Here is a 19,374-nt window from a genome sequence, read left to right on the forward strand (position 1 = left end):
CCCTCCTAGGCAGTCCATGCCAACGACTCCATCCACCACCCCGCACCTTCCGGAAAGGCCAGCACCATGTCCACCAGCCCCGCCGAGCGCCAGCGGGCCACCCGCTGGGACGTTGGCCGCACCCAGTTGTGGCTGATGATGGCGCTGACCTTCGTCACAGGGGTGGTCGACGCCGTGGGGTATCTGGGCCTGGACAAGGTGTTCACGGGCAATATGACAGGGAACATCGTCATCCTGGCCATGGGCCTGGTGGGCAGCGCGGATCTGCCCGTGTTCGGGCCGCTGCTGGCCCTGTTCTCCTTTGCCGGCGGCGCCCTGCTGATAGGGACCATCCTGCGTGGCCAGGGATCCGGCTGGTGCCGGCGCAGCACGGTGCTCCTAGGGCGTGTCTCCCAATGCGGCGCTCCAGATGACGACGGCGTGCAGGACGGCCGCTGAGCGGTAGGTGAGGGCCAGTTTGTCGTAGCGGGTGGCCAGGGACCGCCATTGCTTGAGGGTGTTGAAGCTGCGCTCGACCACATTGCGCCGTTTGTAGGCGTCCCTGTCGTATCTGACGGGGCGTCCCCCGGCGGAGCCCTTGCGTTTCCGGTTGGCCTTCTGGTCGTCCTTTTCCGGGATAACGCACTCGATGCCCCGCCCGCGCAGGTACGCCCGGATTGCTTTGGAGGAATAGGCCTTGTCGGCCATGGCCCGGTCCGGGCGGGTGCGGGCCCGGCCGGGACCGGGCCTTTCTACCTTCAGGGCCTCCATGAGGTTCTCAAACATCGGCGTCCCCCCGCCCTGGCCCGGCCCCAGCAGCAGGACCAGGGGACGCATGTTGCCATCCACCAGGGCGTGGATCTTGGTGGTCAGCCCGCCGCGGGACCGGCCGATGGCATGGTCCTCAGGCTCGTCGAGCAGATTCCTGTAATTCGACAGGTCCCCCTGTGTGGCGGGGCAGGTTCGTGCCGTGCTGGTGGGCACGGTTGACCGTGGAGTCGATCGAGACCTCCCAGTTGATCAGCCCGGCCGTGTCCGCGCGGGTCAGCAACGCCGCCAGGACCTTGTCCCAGGTCCCGTTGGCGGCGTTGCGGCGGTGGTGCTTCCACACGGTCTTCCACGACCCGAAATAGGCAGGGAGATCACGCCATGGGATCCCTGCCCGGTAGCGGTAGATGATGCCCTCGGTCATCAGCCGGTGGTCGTTGAAGGGTCGGCCCGGTTTCCCCGACGAATCGGGCATCAACGGGGCAATGGACTCCCACTGGGCATCGGACAACACGGAATAGCGAGAAGGCACCCATCAATCATGCCAAACCGCAAAACCACTGATTAGGAGACACACCCTAGCCGCCGGGGCCGCGCTGTTGGCCGGGATCTCCGTGGCGGCATTCACCGCCGGGCCCGCACCCTCCCATGCCCTGTCCGTGGCCATCGCCGCCCTGATCGCGGCACAGATGGGTTCGCAGGCCTGCGTGGCCCGCAAGGTGGCCGTGGCGGACATGACCACCGTGGTGGTCACCTCCACGCTGGCTTCCCTGGCCGGCGAGTCCCTGGCGGGCCGCGGGCCCGGCCGGCGGCTGTGGAACCGCCGCACCGCGGCCATTGCGGTGATCTTTGCCGGTGCCGGGGCTGGCGCGGCGCTGCTCCAGCTGCACCTGGGCCTCGCGATCGCCGTGGGGTCGCTCCTGACCCTGGCCGTCGCGGTGCTCGGGGACAGGACGCGTCCTGGCCGCTGAGCGCCGCCCGGCCGCCCGCCCCGCGGACCCACAACGGCACCGGCGCCGGCGGACCCCACCAATGGCTGCCCAACGGCCCCGCTCCGGGCGTAGGCTTCATGCCATGGCCAGATACTTCGATGTTCACCCCCAGGACCCGCAGCCGCGCAGCATTGGGCAGATCGTCCAGATGCTCCAGGACGGCGGCCTCATCGCCTATCCCACGGACTCCTGCTATGCCCTCGGCGCGCAGTTGGGCAATAGGGACGCCCTGGACCGCATCCGCTCCATCCGGCAGCTGGACGGCAAACACCACTTCACCTTGGTCTGCAAGGACTTTGCCCAGCTGGGCCAGTTCGTCCAGATCGACAACGACGTCTTCCGGACCATCAAGGCGGTCACCCCGGGCAGCTACACCTTCATCCTGTCCGCCACCAAGGAGGTCCCGCGCCGCCTGATGCACCCCAAGAAGAAGACCGTGGGCGTGCGCATCCCGGACCACGTCCTGGTCCAGGCCCTGCTGGCCGAGCTGGGCGAGCCGCTGCTCTCAAGCACGCTGCTGCTGCCGGGCGAGGAGGAGCCGCTGACGCAGGGCTGGGAGATCAAGGAACGGCTCGACGACGTCCTCGACGCCGTCGTGGACTCGGGCGACTGCGGTGCGGAACCCACCACGGTGATCGACTACTCCAGCGGCTCCGCGGAGATCGTCCGCCGCGGCATGGGCGACACGTCCCGGTTCGAATAGGTCCAGCCCGCGGGGAGGCCCCCTTCCGGTTGGCCGGCAAAGGCGGAGAATGGAGAGGGAACCAGTCCGCTACGCCCCTGCGGCAAGAGAAAGGCAATCCCATGAACACCACTCCCCTCCCCCCGGAGCAAGAACGCGAGCACAGCGAGGCGCCCGCCGAGGGCTTAGATGGCGTGGAAGTGCCCGAGTTCCGGCACCACTCCCAGCAGCCCGCCGAGGGCCCCGACGACGATTCGGTGGACGGCGGCTGACGGGCCCGGCAAATCCGCAACACCGTCTGCGACACCCCGTCGCGTGCGCGGCCCTATATGCCGGTCCGGCCATAGGATGGCCACATGTCTACCTATGCAGTCACTCGCAACGCCCTGATCAACGCCCCCGCGGCCGAGCTGTTCGCCCTCGTCAACAACTTCAATTCGTGGACCCAGTGGTCGCCGTGGGAAACCGTGGATCCCACCATGGAGCGCACCTACTCCGGGAGCGAATCCGGCGTCGGCGCCAAGTACGCGTGGTCGGGCAACAGCAAGGCCGGCTCCGGCAACATGGAGATCGTGGAGACCTCGGCGCCGGGCCGCATCAACATCCGCCTCGAATTCACCAAGCCGTTCAAGGCCGTCAACCCCAACGTCTTCACCTTTGCCCCGGAGGGCGGCGGCACCCGCGTCACCTGGACCATGAGCGGGGAGAACAAGGGCATCGCCAAGATCTTCGCGCTGTTCATGAACATGGACAAGATGGTGGGCAAGGACTTCGAAAAGGGCCTGTCCCAGCTGGCACTGGCCGTCGCCAAGTAGCGCCGCCCCCGGCGGCTTCGCCTACGCACCGGACGCCGGTTCCCGGACCTCCACGTCGAAGGCCTGGACGGCGTTGTTGCCCATCCCTTGGTAGTTCCATTCCGGTTCCAGCGGCTGGACCGAGCCTGCCGCGTCCCAGGCGCGGCAGGCCACGCGGTGCGTCCCCGGCGCTGCCACCCAGACGCAGCTGAATTCCTGCCAGGCCTGCGGCCCGGCCGCCGGTTCCAGCTGGGCCGGGGACCAGATCCCGTCAATCCCCACGTCCACGCGGACCACCGGGCCGGTCCCGGACCAGGCCCGGCCCCGCAGCAGCACCGGCCCCGCCGCCAGCAGCCGCTGCCGGGTCATGAAGTCGGGCATGCCCGGGGGCACCAGCAGCGACCGCACCCGGATGCGGCTGACCGGCGTGCCGGCGTCCGCGGCGTCGTGCTGGTAGTGGTAGGCAACCGCCTGCTGGTAGCCCGCGAACGGAGTCCGCACGGCCTCGATGGAGGCCAGCCATTTGACGCTGGCCATCCCGTACCAGCCGGGCACCAGCAGCCGCAGCGGGTACCCGTGCTGCGGGGCCAGCGGCCTGCCGTCCATCTCATAGGCCAGCAGCACGTCATCGGCACAGGCATCGGCCACGCTGAGGCTGCGGGCATAGTCCTGCTCCACGCCGCCCTGCACGCCATGGTCGGCGCCCGTGAACACCAATTCCACCGCATCCGGGTCCAGCGACGCCTCGGCCAGCAGCGGGCCCAGCGGCGTTCCCGTCCACGCGGCCGTGCCAAAGGCGCCCAGGTCCCACGGCTGGCTGAGCGGCCGCGGATCCAGGCGCGACCGCCCGTTTCCGGCACACTCCAGGGTGACGGTGAGGCTGCGCCGGGGCCGGCTCGCCAGCTCGGCCAGGTCCAGCTCCAGCTCATGCCCGACGGCGCCGTGCACCCGCAGGCGCCAGGCCTCGGGGTCCAGCTGGGGCACATCGAAGTGGATCAGCAGGTAATGCATGCCCGGCGGGGTCACCGGCCAGCGCAGTGCCTCCAAGGGCGCCGCATGGTTCCGGGAGGCAAGCTGGAGCTCATCGCGCGTGATCAGCCGTGATGTGGAAAGGGCGGAGTGCCCGGCCATTGGGCCGCGGGCGCCGCGGGACATTGCACCCATGCGGCCAGTGTGGTCGCCGGCCTGTGGGGATGTCAATGGACCCGCCGCAGTGCCGGCGGCCCGGGTCCGGCTATCCGTGTTTGGGGAAGTGCACGACGCCGGGGATGGCCAGGACCGGGGTGTGCTGCGAGGAGGTGAGTTTGCGGACCACTGAGCCGCCCACCAGCTCCTCGGCCTTGGCCAGCAGGCCGGGGCGGCGGGCACCGACCACGATGATGGCCGCGCCCACCGACTCCGCCAGCCGGCCCAGGGCCAGGGCGCGCTCCCCCGCCACGACGCGGAATTGGCTCTCCACCCCGTATTCCAGCGCCACCGAATCCAGCTGCGCGGAGAGTTCCCTGGCAATGCCGGCGGTTTCGTCGTCGTCACTGAGCACCGGATCCAGGGACAGCGGCTCCACATCCCCGGCAGGATCCCACTCGATCAGGTAGCTCGCAGGGTCGACAAAGGCACCCAGCAGGACCACGCCCAGGCTCGCCGCCAACTCCGCCGCGCGCGCGGTGACGGCACCGTCCTGGCCCGGCATCAGGCCCACGAGCACGGGCCCGCCTTCAAAGGGGATGGGCGTATAGGTGCTGTCCATGGCATCGCCTTTCATGGGCCGGCGGCTGCGCGGCTTGGCACGGCGCCGGGGCTTGGTAGCTCCATTCTGGGCCCGTGCGGCGCATCCGGATAGTGTCGCCGGTCAGGGCTCGAACCAGTCCCCGTCCGGCACGGGATCCGCCGCCGGCGCCGCGGGGCCAAATTCCTGCACGGGCAGCTGGACCACTCCGTGGCCGGCGAGCCAGCGCAACGCTTCGGCGACGGCAGCCAGCGAGGTGTAGCGCGGCCGGTAGCCCAGGATCTGCCGGGCTTTGGCGATGCTCATGGACGGGCTGTGCATGAGGTGGTCAGTGGTGGCCGCGGCATTCTCCGCCGTCGTGCCCGCGGCGAACTGCGCCAGCGGCACGTAGTCCACCGCGGCCTCGCGGCCGAACCAGCCGGCCACGGCTTCGGCAAAGCCACGCAAGGTGAGCGCCCGGTCGCTGGTGATGTGGAAGTCCTGCCCAATGGCATCGGGGGTCAGGAGCGCGCGGTGGAAGGCCTGCGCGACGTCGTCCGCGTGGACGTGGTGGAGGGTCTCCAACCCCAGGTTGGGCAGCGCGACAGGATCCCCGGCGGCCAGCCGCTCCCACACCGTGGGGTCGAAGTTGCCGGCGGGGTTGACCGGCGCCCAGCCCGGTCCCACGAGGTGGCCCGGGTGGAGCACGACGGCGGGCACTCCCCCGGCATGCGATTGGGCCAGCAGGTACTCCGTCGTGGCGGCCTTGCCCTGCGCATAGGTCCCGAACGCATTGCGCAGATCCTCCTCGGTGGTGGGGACCTCGGCGGCATGGCCGTGGACCCAGATGCTGCCGCAGTGCACCAGCACCGTGCCGGTGCCATGCAGCGCCTCCACCAGCGCGGCGGCGGAATCGGGCGTGAAGCAGAGCAGGTCCACCACGGCGTCCGCCCGCAGGGCCGCGATCCTCGCCCCAAAGGTGCCGGCGGCGTCCTCCGCGGACCGGTCGGCGGTGATCCGTTCAACCCGCTGCCACGCCGGGTCGGGGTGGTACGGCTCCCTGCTCCCGCGGCTGAGGGCCAGAACCTGGTGGCCGGCCGCGGCGAGCCGCGGCACGAGGTACCCACCGATGTGGCCGGTGGCTCCGATGACGGCAACGCGCATGGCTGGCTCCTCGACGCTGGCGATGGTGCATTCCAAAATGCATTCTCCACCCGTTCCCGGCCGTTCGGCCACCGGCCGCACGCCGAAGCTGCCGCAGCGTCGCGGCCCGGACGCCCGTGCGGGGCCCCGGCTACAGGAGCGTGAGGATGACGGGCCCTTCGGCGGTGATGGCGATGGTGTGCTCGCTGTGGGCGGCGCGCCGGCCGTTGGCGGTGCGCAGGGTCCACTCGTCGTCGTCGTAGTAGTAATCGTCCTTCTTGCCGGCCAACAGCATCGGCTCGATGGCAATGACCAGACCCTCCACCAGCTTCAGGCCGCGGCCCGGGCGGCCGTCATTGGGCACGGAGGGTTCCTCGTGCATGCTGCGGCCAATGCCGTGGCCACCGTGGTCGGCCAGCAGGCCGTAGCCGGCGCGGCGGGATTCGCCGCCGATGGCGTAGGCGATGTCGCCCATCTTGTTCCCGATGCGGGCGGCCTCGATGGCGCGGGCCAGGGCGGCCTCGGTGGCGGCGATCAGCGCCGTGTCCTGGGCCGACGCCGTGCCCACGGTGAAGCTGATGGCCGCGTCGCCGCACCAGCCGTCCACAAACGCCCCGCAATCGATGCTGACCAGATCCCCGTCGGCCAGCACATAGCCGTTGGGGATGCCGTGCACGACGGCGTCGTTGACGCTGGTGCAGATGACGCCGGGAAACGGGGTGGCGGCCCAATAGGGGTGGTAGTCCAGGAACGCCGGTGTGGCCCCGGCGTCGGCGATGACGGCCGCGGCCACGGCGTCGAGCTCCTTGAGCGAGACCCCGACGGCGGCAGCGGCCTTGACCGCGGCCAGCGCGTTCGCCACGACCCGGCCTGCCTCGCGCATGGCGGAAATCTCTGCTGGCGTCTTAATCTGGCCCACTGCTGCCCCTTGCTGTTGGCGTGTTCGTTGGCGTCCACTCTACGCAGTAGCCTGACACCGTGGTCAATCAGCAGTTCATCAGCGCCCTGCGCCCGGCCCTGGAGGCCGTGGCCCTGCCGGAGAAGGCACCGGCCATGGCGGCCTACATGAAATCCAGCCAGCCCTATCTTGGCGTGCCCATGCCCATCCTGCGCCGCACGGTGAAGGCCCTGGTGAAGGAGCACCCCTTCACCGACCTTGAGCAGCTGCGGGCGACGGCGGCCCAGTTGTGGCGCACCGCAGCCTTCCGCGAGGAACGCTACACGGCGGTGATCATCACGGACCATGCCCTGGCCCGGGGCCAGCTGGCCATGCTCCCGCTGTACGAGGAGATGATCTCCACGGGTTCCTGGTGGGACCATGTGGATTCGGTGGCCGAGCGCATCTGGCGGCTGCTCGCCGAGCACCCAGGCCAGATGAGCCAGGTGCTGCGCGGCTGGAGCGTGCACGAGGATTTCTGGTTCCGGCGCAGCGCCATCATCGCCCAGCTGCCGGCCAAGGCGGACACCGACACCACCCTGCTTCAGGACGTGATGGCGCCCAATCTGGACCAGGGCGAGTTCTTTCTCCGCAAGGCCATTGGCTGGTCCCTGCGCCAGTATGCCCGGACGGACCCGGCGTGGGTGCTGGCCTACGTGGCAGCGAACCGCGCCCGGCTCAGTGCGCTCTCAACCCGCGAGGCCATCAAGCACCTGGGCTAGGGACGCCTGCGGCGTGCCGGGGGTGGCGGAAGAGCATGTGGGTCTTCTTGTCGAAGAAGATCAGGTACACCGCAAAGGAGACGCCCACGGCAATGGCCACGCCCCGGACGACCTCGATGGGGATCCACGGGAAGACACTGAGCTGGTCGGTCAGGGCAATGAGGGTGAAGAACGCCGTCAGGTAGAACACCGTGCGCAGCTGCCAGCCGTCGTTGAGGCCCGTCACGGCGAAAAACGCCAACAGCCACAGCATGTACCACGGCTGGATCACCGGGGCCAGGAGCACGACGGCGGCAAACGCCCAGGCGGTGCGGCGCACCACGAGCCGCCCATAGGACCGCTCGTCCAACGGGCCGGTTTCGGTCCTCTTTTTCAACGGCCAGCCCCAGACCCCCGTGGAGGCGGGGCGCAGCGTCAGCCAGATGACGGCCAGCACCGAGGCAACGGTGCCGACCTTCTGGATGCCATCGGCCAGGGCATCGCCCGGACCGCCAAAGAGCGAGGTGGCGAAGCCGACGGTGCGTGAGAGCAGACCGAGCGGGGCGTACCAGATCCAGACGGCGCTGGAGGTCTGCAGCGCACCCAGCCAGCCGAAGCCCAGCCCATTCACCAGACCGGCCGCGGCCAGCAGCCCCATCGAGATGCCCAACGTGGCCGCCCAGCACAGGAAGCGCCGGCCCCAACCGGCCCGGTGCCCGGCCCACAACAGACCGGCGAACGGCAGCGCAATGAGCGTGATGGGCTTGATGGCGATGGACGCGGTGACCAGGATGATGCCCAGGATGGGGCGCTTGACGGAGGCGTAGTAGATCCCGGCCACCACCAGCCCCAGCATCAGGGAGTCATTGTGGGCGCTGGCGATGAAGTTGATCAGCACCACGGGATTCAACGCCACCAGCCAGAGCGCCCGGTTCGGGTTCACCCCGTGCAAGGCGGCCAGCTTGGGGACAAAGACGGCCAGCAGCACGACGCCGGCGAGCGCGGCCAGGCGGAACGGAATCAGCGCCACCTCGGGGATGCCCCCGCTCACGGCGACGGCCCCCTGTTCGATCCACAGCCAGAGCGGGCCGTAGGGCGTCGGCGCCTCGGTCCAGAGCGTGTCCGGGCCCAACGAATAGTAGTTGTTCAGCGCCGAGATGCCATTGGTGTACGGGTTCAGGCCCTGCATCATCAGCCGTCCCTGGCCGATGTAGGCGTAGGAATCGCGGCTGAACAGCGGGAGGGCTGCCATCATCGGCAGGGCCCACATCCACAGGGCACGCACCAGCACCGGCCGGGACCGTTCGTCCCAGCTGCCCATCCGCTGGGCCAGCCGAAGCCAGGAACGCAACAGCAGCAGGGCCCCCACGCACAGCATCACCGTGCACAGGATGACCGGGACCGGAGCGGTGCGGGCAAAGATGAACAGGGGCGTGCGGATCAGCGTGCTGCTGCCGGCCAGCCAGCCGACACCGAGGGAGCCAAGCACGATCAGCACCGAGGCGACAAAGCCTTGCACGATGGCGGTCTTGGCGGCCGCGGCCAGGGCAGCGCCGTCGCCCGGGACGTTGGAGCCGCGCAACGCCTTTGGAGCAGCCAACGAACCCCCCGCCCCATGCTCGCGCACCTCTGAGGTCACCATCAATTAGCAGTCCTGTCCGGTCTTTCTTCCAGAGCCGGCAGTGCCCGCCGTTGTGATCGTCTGGTATGGAATAGTGCCACTTTAGCACCGCGGACGGGGGCCTCCCCCGGCGGACCCACCCGGTTGCGGAGGGGGCCAAAACCGCCTGCGATAGAATGGCTGCGGCCCGGATCTGCCTTTGGCATGCCCCGGGAAACCCCGCGACTGCAATCTATCTGACAAGGATCCTCCCATTTCCACGGACTCATTCTTCAGCGCGCTCACCCGGTTCCGGCACCGGATCCTCCCGTCCCGGGTTGAGCACGCCCTGAACTCCCGCCGGGGCCTGCTCTGGGGATTCATTGTGGTCCACCTGGTGTTCCTGGTGCTCGCGGCGGTCCTCTCGCTGCGCGGGGAGGCCTTCAGCGACACCTTCATCTACCGCGAGTGGACGATGGCTGGCTTCCACGACGAGAACCTCAGCGGCGGCCCCAGCCCGTGGGTCTACCCGATCCTGGCATTGATACCCATGGCCGTCGCAGGACTCGCGGGACCTGGCCCGTTCTTCTTCCTCTGGGTGTTGATGATCACCATTTTGGACGGCCTGGCCATCGGCAAGCTGACCAATTGGGGCCGGCACCAGCACAGCATCCGTGCCGCCTGGTGGTGGCTGGTGTTTGTCCTCCTCATGGGCTGGCTCGGCTTTGCCCGGGTGGACGGGTTCACGGCCCCGCTGGTGCTGATCGCGCTGGCCTTCGGCGTGGCACAGCCCTTTCTCGCCGCCCTGCTGCTGGCCATCGGCACCTGGATGAAGGTCTGGCCGGCCGCCGTTCTGCTGTCCCTGTTCACAGTGGTCAAGAACCGCGTCCAGGTGGTCCTCGCCGGCGTGGTGGCCACCGCCTTTGTCGTGGCACTGGCCGCCGGCATGGGCGCGGTGCCCAAGCTGCTGAACTTCCTCACCCAACAGGGCGACCGCGGGATGCAGCTGGAGGCCACGTTCACCACGCCGTGGCTGTGGCTCTCCGTACTGCACCTTGGCGAATCGCACATGTACATGAACACGGGCATCAACTCCATGCAGGTGGACGGTCCGGGGACGGCGTTCATGGCCTGGCTGATGCAGCCCCTGCTGGTGCTGGCCGCCCTGGTGGTCGCCGCCATGACCTTCCGGGCCCTGCACAACGGTGGCCGCAGCGCCGGCGTTGACCGCACCGAACTGCTGCTGGCCGGTTCCCTGACCATGGCCACCGCCTTTGTGGTGTTCAACAAGGTGGGCTCCCCGCAGTTCATGGTGTGGCTTGCCCCCGCCGTCGCCGTGGGTCTGGCCCACAACTTCAAGGAATGGCGCGTGCCGGCCACCATGCTCATCGCCATCGCCGTCGCGACATACTTCATCTACCCGCTCTTCTACGATGCACTCAGCCACAACAACCCGCTCATGGCCGGGGTGCTGACCATCCGCAATGTGCTCCTGGTGGTGCTGTTCGCCTGGTCCATGCGCCGGCTGTACCTGCTGGGCAAGCGCGAGCCCGCGGCGCACGTTGCTCTCAAGGAGTCCTGAGATTTCCGCTTCCTTCTTCGCCCGCCTGCTCCGGCTGCGCGCCACCCTCCTGCCGCCGGCCGCCATCGCCTGGTTTGCCCGGCCCGCCAGTGTCTGGTGGGGCTTTGCCGCCGTCCATCTGTACTTTCTGGGCTGGATGGCCTCCTTCTTCCTGCACGGCAACACCTTCTCCGACACGGAGCAGTACCGGCAGTGGGCCATGGACGGCTACAACCCGACGGATCTGGACGGCAAGATCAGTCCCTGGGTCTATCCCGTCCTGGCGCAGATCCCCATCTTCCTGGCCAACATCGCCGGCCCCGGTGCCTACCTGCTGGTCTGGACGCTGGCCATCACCGCCCTGAACGCCTCGGGCCTGGCGTTCCTGACGCGCGGTGCGCGCCGCACCCGCGGCATCGCCCCGGCCTGGTGGTGGCTGTTCTTCACCGTCTTCATGGGCTACCTGAGCTTCGCCCGGGTGGAGGGCATCACCGCCCCCATCGTGCTCGTCGCCCTGCTCTACGCGGCCGAGCGCCCGGTGGTGGCGGCGGTGCTGCTGAGCATCGCCACCTGGATCAAGGTGTGGCCCGCCGCCGTGCTGGCGCCAATTGTCATCGCCAGCCGCCAGCGCCTGGCGGTGGTGGCCACCGGCGCCGCCGTGACCGCCGTCGTCGCCGTGGGCACCTGGCTCTCGGGCGGCTTCAGCCACATCCTGGACTTCCTCACCAACCAGGGCGAGCGCGGCATGCAGCTGGAAGCCACCTTCTCCACGCCCTGGGTGTGGCTGAGCGTGTTCAACATCGGCGGGTCCAAGATTGCCGACAACGTGGCCATCAACTCCACCGAGGTCTACGGCCCCGGCGCGTCGGTGGCGGCCTTCCTGATGCAGCCGCTGCTGGTGCTGGCCGCGGCGGTGGGCGCGGCCCTGTTGATCTGGGCGCTGCGCCGCGGTGCCGAGCGCGAGGAGCTCTTCCTCGAGGGCACTCTGCTGATGACCACCGCGTTCGTGGTGTTCAACAAGGTGGGCTCCCCGCAGTTCATCATCTGGCTGGCCCCTGTGGTGGTGGCCGGCCTGGCGCATGACTGGAACCGGTGGAAGGTGCCCTCGGCGCTGCTGATGGGCATCGCCATGACTACGTTCGTGATCTATCCGCTGTTCTACACGCCGCTGATCCATGCCAACCCGGTCATGGCTGCCGTGCTGACCACGCGCAATGTGCTGCTGGTGGTGCTGCTGTGGTGGTCCATCAAGCGCACCGTGGAGCTGGGCCGCAAGTCCAAGGCAGCGACGCTCGCCGGAACCGCCTAGGCAGCACCCGGCGCGGGTCGCGACAAGCTCTACCCGCGGGCGGAGCTACTGCCAGGGGGCCTTGCGCTTGAACCATTCGCTGGGCTTGCCCTGGACCAGCAGCTTGCGGGTGTGCACGTCCAAGGCCAGCAGGTAGAACGTGAAGGCCAGCGCCACCACATAGGCCAGCGAGGACACCTGGACATTGAGCTGCACGAAGGACCACACGGACAGCTGGTCCTGGGCGCCAAACACCACAAAGAACGTGATGGCGATGTAGAGCGACTTGATCTGCCAGTCGCTGCGGATGCCTGTCGCGGCCAGGAACGGGATGAACCAGAGGATGTACCAGGGCTGGATGATGGGCGCCAGCATCACGACGGCGGCAAAGGCCAGGGCCATCCGCCGCACCACGCGCCAGTAGTCCCCGCGGAACATCAGCAGCAAAACCAGGGCCATGCCGGCCCACTTCATCCCGGTGCGCAGGCCGTCGGCCAGCGATCCACCGGGCAGGCCAATCATGTTGGCCAGGCTTTCCACCTGTTGGCCCAGGAAGCCCGACGGCGAGTAGCCGGTGTAGCCCGGCGTGGGGTCCAGGATGGCCCAGATCCAGCCAAAGCCCAGATTGTACGGAATGCCGCTCAGCGCCAGCACGCCGAAGCTGATGGCCGCCGTCGCCGCCCAGAACAGGACCTTGCGCGCCAGCGTGGCCGTGGGCCCGGCCCACATCAGGCCGACAAAGGGCAGCAGGATGACGGTGATCGGCTTGATCCCAATGGATGCCGTGACCAGCAGGATGCCGGTCAGGTGCCGCCCGGTGGCGGCGAAGTAGACGCCGGCCACGGCCAGTCCCACCATGAGGCCATCGTTGTGCGCGCTGGCGACAAAGCTGATCAGGAACAGCGGATTGGCCACGGCGATCCACAGCGCCCGCGCGCCGCTGAGCCCATGCAGCTCGGCCAGCTTCGGGATGTAGAGAACGCACAGCACGACGCCGACGCCGGCCAGGATCCGGAACAACAGCACCGAAAAGTCCGGCTGCGCACCGGTGATGGAAACCACGGCGCGCGCCAGCCACAGGAAGTAGGGCCCATACGGCGTCTTGGCCTCGGCCCAGGTGGGATCGGCCCCCAGCGAGAACCAATTGCTCAGCGAGCTGATGCCCGTGGTGTACGGGTTCTGGCCCTCCAGCACGAGGCGGCCCTGCCCGGTGTAGGCATAGACGTCGCGGGAGAAGATGGGGACGGCGAACACCATGGGCAGCGCCCACGCCGTGACGGCGATGACCACCGAGCGCAGGGATCCGGGGCCCCAGTCCTTCAAGCGCTGCCCCAGCCGCAGCCAGGACCTCACCAGCAGCATCGCGCCCACGGTGAGCAGCACGGTGGACGTGGTGACACCCCAGCCCTCGGTGCGCAAGGCGATGACCAGCCAGTGCCGGACCATCGGGGATCCGTTGGCAATCCAGCCGGCACCAATGGACCCGGCCAACATCATCAGCGAGCCAAGGAACCCCTGGACGATGGCGATCCATGCCTTGGGGGCCTGCCCACCCGCCGGTGCGTCGAGGGCAAGGGTGGTGCCTGGGCTCGCCTCTGGACGGGCAGAGGGGGCCTCCGCCCGCCCTTGGTCTTCGGACGTGCCCATGCGTGAACCGCCTGCCGTCATGATTGTAAGAGTCCCTTTGGTACGTCGGTGCAGCAATGCCGGAACAGGCCCAGCGGGCGGTTCAACGACGTCGTCATTTTAGCAGCCGCACCTTGGCGCAAGCCCGTGATTACGCGGTGTTATCCCCGTCTCACGGCGCCGGTGGCGGTACATTTGACGGGTGCCTATATCTAACGAACGCATTGTATGGATCGACTGCGAGATGACCGGACTCGATCTGGAGAACGACGCCCTGATCGAGGTGGCGGCCCTGGTGACGGACTCGGAACTGAACATTCTGGGCGACGGCGTGGACGTGGTCATCAAGCCCGATGCCGGTGCGCTGGCGCAGATGAACGACTTTGTGCGCGACATGCACACCACCTCCAAGCTGCTGGACGAGCTCCCGCACGGCATCACCATGGAGGAGGCCGAGGCCAAGGTGCTGGCCTACATCCAGGAGCATGTGCCGGACCCGAAGAAGGCCCCGCTGGCCGGAAACTCCGTGGGTACGGACCGGATGTTCCTGGCCCGCGACATGCCCTCCATCGTGGAGCACCTGCACTACCGTGTGATAGATGTCTCCACCATCAAGGAGCTCTCCCGCCGCTGGTACGCCCGCGCCTACTTCCAGTCGCCGCCCAAACATGGCGGCCACCGCGCCCTGGGCGACATCCAGGATTCGATCAATGAGCTCAAGTACTACCGGGAGGCCGTCTTTGTACCCGCTCCGGGCCCCGATTCGGCCACCGCAAAATTGATTGCAAAGAAATTTTAGGATGCGTCCGAACCCTGGAATCCGCACAATGGCGCGGTTTTCCAGGGGTCTGGCGGCCGCCGTCGGGCCTCAATGCGGGCACTGAACGGCACCGCCGGAGCCAAAGTGTCACAAGCACCCCAAAACATCGGGTAAGCTTTTCTCCGTTGCCTTTTCCAAGGAAGAAACGCCGGGGAAAAGAAAACGCTTGGTGGGATTAGCTCAGTTGGCAGAGCGCCTGGTTGTGGTCCAGGAGGTCGCGGGTTCAACCCCCGTATCTCACCCCAAGGTTGGATGGCAAGACTCGCAAGAGCGCGCCGGACACGCAAAGGCCGCGCTGGAATTATCCGGTGCGGCCTTTTGCATGTCCAGCCGACCCTTTCAGAGCAGTCCAGACGGATCATGAGGAGCAGCCACTATGAAGCGCAATCTTTTTGACGAAGACCATGAACTGTTCCGCGAGGTTGCGGCCGAATTCAACAGCCGCGAAATCGCCCCCCACTACGCCGGCTGGGACGACGCGCACATCATGCCGCGGTCCATGTGGTCCGCCGCCGGCGAGCAGGGCCTGCTGGGCCTGGCCGTGCCGGAGGAGTTCGGTGGCATGGGCATGGCCGACTACCGGCTCCGCGCCGTGCTGGACGAGGAATTCGCCAAGAGCAACCACCTGGCCGTGGCGCTGGCCTTCCACCTGCACGACGACATGGTGCTCCCCCACCTGCTGGCCTACGGCTCCGAGGACCTCAAGGCCGCCTGGCTGCCCGGCATGGTCTCCGGCGAAAAGGTCACCTCCATCGCCATGACCGAGCCCGGCGCCGGCTCGGACCTGCGCGGCATCCGCACCAAGGCCGTCCGCGCCGCGGATGGCTCGGACGACTGGCTGGTCACGGGCCAGAAGACGTTCATCGGCAACGGCATCTCCGGCGACGGCGCCCTAGTGCTGGCCCGCACGGACGGCGGCACCGGCCGCGGGGCCAAGGATTCCTTCTCGCTGTTCATGGTGGAGAAGACCGAGGGCTACAGCACCGGCAAGCAGCTGGACAAGATGGGCCTGAAGGCCTCCGACACCGCCGAGCTCTTCTTCGACAACGTCCGCGTCCCCGGCACCAATCTGGTGGGCGAGCTCGGCCGCGGGTTGGAATATGCCGCCGGCCAGCTGCCGCAGGGCCGGCTGGCCATCGCCGTCGCCTCCTCCGCCGTCGCCCGCGCCGTCTACAACGAGACCGTGCAGTACATCAAGGACCGCAACGCCTTTGGCGAGCGGGTCATCGATTTCCAGAACAGCCGCTTTGAGCTGGCCGACATCCTCACCGAGGTGGAGGTCACCGAGGCCTATGTGGACAACGCCATCCGGGCCTTCAACGAGGGCACGCTCACGGCCACCGACGCCGCCCGCGCCAAGCTCTGGGCCAGCGAGCGGGTCAAGTCCATCACTGACCGCTGCCTGCAGCTGCACGGCGGCTACGGCTACATTCTGGAGTATCCCGTGGCCCAGGCCTTCCTGGCTTCCCGTCTGCTGACCATCTTCGGCGGCACCAACGAGATCATGCGCGACGTCATCGGCCGCGAGATCGCCCTCTAGCTTCAAGGAATTCCTTTCATGACCATCCACCCCGTCACCATCTTGGGCGAGCCCGTCCTGCACCGCCGCGCCGAGGAAGTCACGGCCTTCGACGCCGAGCTGAAGTCCCTGGTCGCGGACATGTTCGAGACCATGGACGCCGCCCACGGCGTCGGCCTGGCCGCCCCGCAGATCGGCGTCGGCCTGCGCATCTTCACCTACCAGATGGAGAACGACGACGGCGTTCCCGACCGCGGCGTGCTGGTCAACCCCTCGCTGACCCTCGGCAAGGTCTCCGGCAAGGATCCCGATCCGGAGGAGGAAGAGGAGGGCTGCCTGTCGGTGCCCGGCGAGGGCTTCCCGCTCAAGCGTGCCGAGTGGGTCCGCGTGCGCGGCTTCGACGCGGACGGCAACGCACTGGATTTTGAGGCCACCGGCTGGTTTGCCCGCTGCATGCAGCACGAGTACGACCACCTGGACGGCAAGCTGTACGTGGACCGGTTGAACAACCGCTATGGCCGCAAGGCCCAGAAGACCGTCAAGCGCAACGGCTGGGGCGTCTCCGGGTTGACCTGGCTGCCGGGCGTGGACCCGGACCCCTTCGGCCACTAGCCACTCCGCTGGGCCCGCGGTGCCACCGGGCCGCCGTCCCGATAGCACCGCGCGGCCGTCCCGATTCGGTAGGCTGGCGGCATGACTGAAACCGCCGCGCTGGACACCGCCGCCCTGCTGGACATCACGGGCATTGCGCCCGGGGACCGGGCGCAGGCGGCGGCGCTGCTGGCGGCCCCGGCCAGCGAGGGCACCGAGGCCGTGCTGGCCTTCCTGGCCGCACGGCTGGGCAGCGCGGAGGATTCCCTGCCGGCCCTGGGCGCCTCCCAGTCCGACTGGATCTCCGCCTACCTGCGCTTCACGCCCTTGCTGCGCACCTGGCATGCGGCCCGGGGCATCGACGCCGCCACCAGCGCGGCCACGCTGGCGGACCTGGGCCGGAACATGGCCATCAGCCGCCGCGTCCACGGCAGCTTCGGCCTGGACACCTATGGTTGGCTGCGCCACCACTACGCCGGGCAGCTTTTCCAGCTGGGCCGCCTGCAGTACCTGATCCACCAGCCCACCCATGCCATTCCCGGAGTCGGCCCCGGCGAATGGATTGCCGGGGTCCATATCCCGGAGGACGGCGGACTGGGGGCCGACGCCGTCGCCGATTCCCTGGCCCAGGTCCGCCCCTTCTTTGCCGCGCACTTCCCGGACCAGCCCGTGCGCGTGGCCAATTGCGAATCCTGGCTGCTGGACCCGTATCTGGCGCCCCGGCTGGATCCGGCCAGCAACATCGCACGCTTCGCCGCACTGTTCACCCCGTACGGCACCCCGCGCGAGGAGCCCACGGATGCCGTCTACTTCACCTTCCGCACGCGGAGCATGGACAATCTGGCCGCGCTCCCCCGCGACACCGGGCTCCAGCGGACGGTGCTGGAGCGGATCGACGACGGCGGAAGCTGGCAGCTCGGTTTTGGTTTTCTGGCACTGCGCTAAAATTGAAGCTTTGGTGCCATTGTGTGGCACGGCAATGAACCCAGCGAAAGAAGCAGCGTGTCCGAGCAGACCCTCTCCCCCGCCCGCGCCAACCAGATCACTGGGCAGGCCGCGCGTCGGCGCACCTTTGCCGTCATTAGCCACCCCGACGCCGGAAAGTCCACGCTGACCGAGGCCCTGGCCCTGCACGCGAAGGTGATTGGCACCGCCGGCGCCACCAACGGCAAGTCCAACCGCCGCGAGACGGTCTCGGACTGGCAGCAGATGGAAAAGGACCGCGGCATCTCCATCAGCTCCGCCGCCCTGCAGTTCTCCTACCGCGATGCCGTGATCAACCTGCTGGACACCCCCGGCCACGCGGACTTCTCCGAGGACACCTACCGCGTGCTGGCCGCCGTCGACTGCGCCGTGATGCTCATCGATGCCGCCAAGGGCCTGGAAACGCAGACCATGAAGCTGTTCGAGGTCTGCCGCCAGCGCGGGCTGCCGATCATCACCGTCATCAACAAGTGGGACCGCCCCGGCCTGGACGCCCTGGCCCTGATGGACGAGATCACCGAGCGCACCGGCCTGCTGCCGATGCCGCTGACCTGGGCCGTGGGCATTGCGGGCGATTTCCGCGGCGTCTGGGACCTCAAGCAGGACCGCTTTGTGCAGTTCCAGCGCAACAACGCCGGCGCCCAGATCGCGCTGACCGAATACTTCACCCCGGACCAGGCCGCCGAGAACCTGGGCGATGTCTGGACCGAGGCCGTGGACGAGGCCGGCCTGGTGCTGGACTCCGTGGACGACTTCGACCTTGAGGCGTTCTACGCCGGCAAGGCCACCCCCATCCTCTTCTCCTCCGCCGCGCTGAACTTCGGCGTGAAGGAACTGCTGGACGCACTGGTGGACTACGCCCCGCCGGCCGCCGCCCGCCCCGACGTCGACGGCGGCAAGCGCGCCGTCGAGGCCCCGTTCTCCGGCTTTGTCTTCAAGGTCCAGGCCGGCATGAACGCGGCCCACCGCGACCACGTGGCCTTCATCCGCGTTTGCTCCGGCGTCTTTGAGCGCGGCATGGTCGTCACCCAGGGCCGCACCGGCAAATCCTTCGCCACCAAGTACGCCCAGCAGGTCTTCGGCCGCGAGCGTGAGGTGATCGACGAGGCCTTCCCCGGCGACGTCGTCGGCCTGGTCAATGCCTCGGCGCTGCGCGTGGGCGATTCCCTGTTCCTGGAGTCCCCGGTCGAGTTCCCCGCCATCCCGCTCTTTGCCCCCGAGCACTTCCAGGTGGCCCGGTCCAAGGACCCCAGCCGCTACAAGCAGTTCCGCCGCGGCATCGACCAGCTCGAGCACGAGGGCGTCATCCAGGTGCTGCGCTCGGATCTGCGTGGCGACCAGGCTCCGGTGCTGGCCGCCGTCGGCCCCATGCAGTTCGAGGTGGTGGAGGACCGCATGTTCCACGACTTCAACGCTCCCATGCGCCTGGAACGCCTGCCGTACTCATTGGCCCGGCTCACCACGCCCGAGGCCGAGCCCACCTTGGCCAATGTGCACGGGGCCGAGGTCCTGCTGCGCACCGACGGCGAATACCTGGCGCTGTTCAACGACATCTGGGCGCTGCGCCGGGTGGAGAAGAACAACCCCGACTTGTTGCTGGTGCCGATCGGCACCGAGCACTCCTAGCAGCGCCGGGCTGGGCATCGGCAGTTCCGCCGTTGCCCGCGGGGGAACGGCGCAGCTG

At 68.3% G+C, this 19,374-nt stretch carries 20 protein-coding genes and 1 tRNA gene; 14 read left to right on the plus strand and 7 right to left on the minus strand.

Annotated features, from left to right (window positions below):
* Positions 1 to 66 precede the first annotated feature (66 nt).
* Complete coding sequence (locus ACQCSX_RS06875) at positions 67 to 438, plus strand: YoaK family protein (protein ID WP_427018283.1); 372 nt, start codon at positions 67 to 69, stop codon at positions 436 to 438.
* Here the strand turns inward: ACQCSX_RS06875 and ACQCSX_RS06880 are convergent.
* Positions 379 to 1,222, minus strand: a protein-coding gene (locus ACQCSX_RS06880; RefSeq protein WP_427018989.1) for an IS5 family transposase whose coding sequence is annotated in 2 segments (ribosomal slippage) — positions 379 to 915 and positions 917 to 1,222 — 843 coding nt in all. Because the reading frame shifts where the segments join, the coding sequence is not laid out codon by codon here. The genes ACQCSX_RS06875 and ACQCSX_RS06880 overlap by 60 nt on opposite strands.
* Positions 1,223 to 1,310: 88 nt before the next feature.
* Between ACQCSX_RS06880 and ACQCSX_RS06885 the strand changes: the two genes are divergently transcribed.
* The 4 genes from ACQCSX_RS06885 to ACQCSX_RS06900 all read left to right on the plus strand — a co-directional run bounded on the left by ACQCSX_RS06885 (position 1,311) and on the right by ACQCSX_RS06900 (position 3,236).
* A complete protein-coding gene (locus ACQCSX_RS06885; protein WP_427018990.1) occupies positions 1,311 to 1,718 on the plus strand; it encodes a DUF1275 family protein in 408 nt (135 codons plus the stop codon).
* A gap of 103 nt (positions 1,719 to 1,821) precedes the next feature.
* Complete coding sequence (locus ACQCSX_RS06890) at positions 1,822 to 2,442, plus strand: L-threonylcarbamoyladenylate synthase (protein ID WP_427018284.1); 621 nt, start codon at positions 1,822 to 1,824, stop codon at positions 2,440 to 2,442.
* Positions 2,443 to 2,543: 101 nt separating this feature from the next.
* The gene (locus ACQCSX_RS06895; RefSeq protein ID WP_427018285.1) at positions 2,544 to 2,693 is read left to right on the plus strand and encodes a hypothetical protein; all 150 of its coding nucleotides are present in this window, start codon (positions 2,544 to 2,546) and stop codon (positions 2,691 to 2,693) included.
* An 84-nt stretch (positions 2,694 to 2,777) separates the two neighbouring features.
* Entirely contained in the window at positions 2,778 to 3,236 is a 459-nt protein-coding gene (locus tag ACQCSX_RS06900; RefSeq protein WP_427018286.1) for an SRPBCC family protein, read from the plus strand.
* A gap of 21 nt (positions 3,237 to 3,257) precedes the next feature.
* On the opposite strand, the gene ACQCSX_RS06905 is transcribed toward ACQCSX_RS06900, so the two are convergent.
* The 4 genes from ACQCSX_RS06905 to map all read right to left on the minus strand — a co-directional run bounded on the left by ACQCSX_RS06905 (position 3,258) and on the right by map (position 6,982).
* On the minus strand, positions 3,258 to 4,370 hold the full coding sequence (locus ACQCSX_RS06905; RefSeq protein WP_427018991.1) for a sulfite oxidase: 1,113 nt from the start codon (positions 4,368 to 4,370) through the stop codon (positions 3,258 to 3,260).
* 79 nt (positions 4,371 to 4,449) lie between these two features.
* Complete coding sequence (locus ACQCSX_RS06910) at positions 4,450 to 4,962, minus strand: universal stress protein (protein ID WP_427018287.1); 513 nt, start codon at positions 4,960 to 4,962, stop codon at positions 4,450 to 4,452.
* 102 nt (positions 4,963 to 5,064) lie between these two features.
* Positions 5,065 to 6,084, minus strand: a complete 1,020-nt coding sequence (locus tag ACQCSX_RS06915; protein WP_427018288.1) for an NAD-dependent epimerase/dehydratase family protein — start codon at positions 6,082 to 6,084, stop codon at positions 5,065 to 5,067.
* Positions 6,085 to 6,214: 130 nt separating this feature from the next.
* Positions 6,215 to 6,982, minus strand: a complete 768-nt coding sequence (map, locus tag ACQCSX_RS06920) for a type I methionyl aminopeptidase (RefSeq protein ID WP_427018289.1) — start codon at positions 6,980 to 6,982, stop codon at positions 6,215 to 6,217.
* A 59-nt stretch (positions 6,983 to 7,041) separates the two neighbouring features.
* On the opposite strand from map, the gene ACQCSX_RS06925 reads away from it, so the two are divergent.
* Positions 7,042 to 7,722: a DNA alkylation repair protein gene (locus ACQCSX_RS06925; RefSeq protein WP_427018290.1), complete on the plus strand. Its 681-nt coding sequence runs from the start codon at positions 7,042 to 7,044 to the stop codon at positions 7,720 to 7,722.
* Here ACQCSX_RS06925 and mptB (ACQCSX_RS06930) read toward each other — a convergent pair.
* Positions 7,706 to 9,301, minus strand: a complete 1,596-nt coding sequence (gene mptB, locus ACQCSX_RS06930) for a polyprenol phosphomannose-dependent alpha 1,6 mannosyltransferase MptB (protein ID WP_427018291.1) — start codon at positions 9,299 to 9,301, stop codon at positions 7,706 to 7,708. The genes ACQCSX_RS06925 and mptB (ACQCSX_RS06930) overlap by 17 nt on opposite strands.
* Before the next feature lie 274 nt (positions 9,302 to 9,575).
* Between mptB (ACQCSX_RS06930) and ACQCSX_RS06935 the strand changes: the two genes are divergently transcribed.
* Both ACQCSX_RS06935 and ACQCSX_RS06940 read left to right on the plus strand, forming a co-directional pair.
* Positions 9,576 to 10,883, plus strand: coding sequence for a glycosyltransferase 87 family protein (locus ACQCSX_RS06935; protein WP_427018992.1), 1,308 nt, complete (start codon positions 9,576 to 9,578; stop codon positions 10,881 to 10,883).
* Positions 10,864 to 12,171: a glycosyltransferase 87 family protein gene (locus ACQCSX_RS06940; RefSeq protein WP_427018292.1), complete on the plus strand. Its 1,308-nt coding sequence runs from the start codon at positions 10,864 to 10,866 to the stop codon at positions 12,169 to 12,171. The genes ACQCSX_RS06935 and ACQCSX_RS06940 overlap by 20 nt, the downstream gene beginning before the upstream one ends.
* A gap of 45 nt (positions 12,172 to 12,216) precedes the next feature.
* On the opposite strand, the gene mptB (ACQCSX_RS06945) is transcribed toward ACQCSX_RS06940, so the two are convergent.
* Positions 12,217 to 13,797: a polyprenol phosphomannose-dependent alpha 1,6 mannosyltransferase MptB gene (mptB, locus tag ACQCSX_RS06945; protein WP_427018293.1), complete on the minus strand. Its 1,581-nt coding sequence runs from the start codon at positions 13,795 to 13,797 to the stop codon at positions 12,217 to 12,219.
* Positions 13,798 to 13,978: 181 nt separating this feature from the next.
* Between mptB (ACQCSX_RS06945) and orn the strand changes: the two genes are divergently transcribed.
* The 6 genes from orn to ACQCSX_RS06975 all read left to right on the plus strand — a co-directional run bounded on the left by orn (position 13,979) and on the right by ACQCSX_RS06975 (position 19,316).
* On the plus strand, positions 13,979 to 14,575 hold the full coding sequence (gene orn, locus ACQCSX_RS06950; protein WP_427018294.1) for an oligoribonuclease: 597 nt from the start codon (positions 13,979 to 13,981) through the stop codon (positions 14,573 to 14,575).
* A gap of 190 nt (positions 14,576 to 14,765) precedes the next feature.
* Positions 14,766 to 14,841 (plus strand) — tRNA-His (locus ACQCSX_RS06955).
* Positions 14,842 to 14,972: 131 nt separating this feature from the next.
* On the plus strand, positions 14,973 to 16,136 hold the full coding sequence (locus tag ACQCSX_RS06960) for an acyl-CoA dehydrogenase family protein (RefSeq protein ID WP_427018295.1): 1,164 nt from the start codon (positions 14,973 to 14,975) through the stop codon (positions 16,134 to 16,136).
* A gap of 18 nt (positions 16,137 to 16,154) precedes the next feature.
* Positions 16,155 to 16,727 (plus strand): peptide deformylase, encoded by a 573-nt coding sequence (def, locus tag ACQCSX_RS06965; protein ID WP_427018296.1) that lies wholly within the window; start codon positions 16,155 to 16,157, stop codon positions 16,725 to 16,727.
* A gap of 81 nt (positions 16,728 to 16,808) precedes the next feature.
* Positions 16,809 to 17,651, plus strand: coding sequence for an acyltransferase domain-containing protein (locus tag ACQCSX_RS06970; RefSeq protein WP_427018297.1), 843 nt, complete (start codon positions 16,809 to 16,811; stop codon positions 17,649 to 17,651).
* A 57-nt stretch (positions 17,652 to 17,708) separates the two neighbouring features.
* On the plus strand, positions 17,709 to 19,316 hold the full coding sequence (locus ACQCSX_RS06975) for a peptide chain release factor 3 (protein ID WP_427018298.1): 1,608 nt from the start codon (positions 17,709 to 17,711) through the stop codon (positions 19,314 to 19,316).
* Positions 19,317 to 19,374: the final 58 nt, after the last annotated feature.

This window comes from Pseudarthrobacter sp. P1 (assembly GCF_050156935.1).
Taxonomy (GTDB): domain Bacteria; phylum Actinomycetota; class Actinomycetes; order Actinomycetales; family Micrococcaceae; genus Specibacter.

Excerpts from the sequence above, each read along its gene's own strand:
- ACQCSX_RS06875 (WP_427018283.1), top strand. The coding sequence starts at position 67 with ATGTCCACCAGCCCCGCCGAGCGCCAGCGGGCCACCCGCTGGGACGTT.
- ACQCSX_RS06890 (WP_427018284.1), top strand. The coding sequence starts at position 1,822 with ATGGCCAGATACTTCGATGTTCACCCCCAGGACCCGCAGCCGCGCAGC.
- ACQCSX_RS06895 (WP_427018285.1), top strand. The coding sequence starts at position 2,544 with ATGAACACCACTCCCCTCCCCCCGGAGCAAGAACGCGAGCACAGCGAG.
- ACQCSX_RS06900 (WP_427018286.1), top strand. The coding sequence starts at position 2,778 with ATGTCTACCTATGCAGTCACTCGCAACGCCCTGATCAACGCCCCCGCG.
- ACQCSX_RS06905 (WP_427018991.1), bottom strand. The coding sequence starts at position 4,370 with ATGTCCCGCGGCGCCCGCGGCCCAATGGCCGGGCACTCCGCCCTTTCC.
- ACQCSX_RS06910 (WP_427018287.1), bottom strand. The coding sequence starts at position 4,962 with ATGGACAGCACCTATACGCCCATCCCCTTTGAAGGCGGGCCCGTGCTC.
- ACQCSX_RS06915 (WP_427018288.1), bottom strand. The coding sequence starts at position 6,084 with ATGCGCGTTGCCGTCATCGGAGCCACCGGCCACATCGGTGGGTACCTC.
- mptB (WP_427018293.1), bottom strand. The coding sequence starts at position 13,797 with ATGGGCACGTCCGAAGACCAAGGGCGGGCGGAGGCCCCCTCTGCCCGT.
- ACQCSX_RS06960 (WP_427018295.1), top strand. The coding sequence starts at position 14,973 with ATGAAGCGCAATCTTTTTGACGAAGACCATGAACTGTTCCGCGAGGTT.
- def (WP_427018296.1), top strand. The coding sequence starts at position 16,155 with ATGACCATCCACCCCGTCACCATCTTGGGCGAGCCCGTCCTGCACCGC.
- ACQCSX_RS06970 (WP_427018297.1), top strand. The coding sequence starts at position 16,809 with ATGACTGAAACCGCCGCGCTGGACACCGCCGCCCTGCTGGACATCACG.